At 42.2% G+C, this 505-nt stretch carries 1 protein-coding gene; it reads right to left on the bottom strand.

Going from position 1 to position 505, the window contains the following annotated elements; translation table 11 throughout:
• Positions 1–505 (bottom strand): ABC transporter substrate-binding protein (locus ACFILA_RS10010; RefSeq protein ID WP_375661180.1); only part of this gene is annotated, 505 nt, incomplete at both ends.

The following is a 505-nucleotide window of genomic DNA, read 5'->3' as shown; positions in this document are numbered from 1 at the left end:
GCAAAAATACTGGCCTCAAAACCATCCGGATAACCTGCCTCTGTTAAAAGTTGCTTTGCTTTTGGGAGATCAAGTTTAAAGGGTTGTCCTTCTTTTTCATCCAAAGCCCCAAGATTACCAAGAGGAATAAAACTTGCACGTGGAATACCAACATCTTTGAGAAGAGTCTTACCGAGTCCTTCATAGTCAATAAGATAGCGCATCGCTAAACGCACTTTTTCATTGGCAAAAATTGGATTTGTCACATTGAACCCCCATATGATCACGGATGGCTCTAACACTCTTTCAACTTTAATATCCGTTGTTGCTTGAAGATCTGCCAAATCCTCTGGCATCAGATTACGTGCAACATCGATATCGTGTTTTTCCAATAATAAACGTTGCGTTCCAGGTTCCGCAACATGGCGAATTAAAATCTTCTTCAATTTAGGCGCCTCCCCCCAATAATTGGAGCTTGCACGCAACAAAATCCCTTCTCCAGGACGCCAACTCTCTAGCTGATAAG

The organism is Bartonella sp. CL71SXKL (assembly GCF_042194935.1).
Taxonomy (GTDB): Bacteria; Pseudomonadota; Alphaproteobacteria; order Rhizobiales; family Rhizobiaceae; genus Bartonella.
The sequence above is the reverse complement of the archived record's forward strand: the minus strand, read 5'-3'. Positions and strand labels throughout refer to the sequence as shown.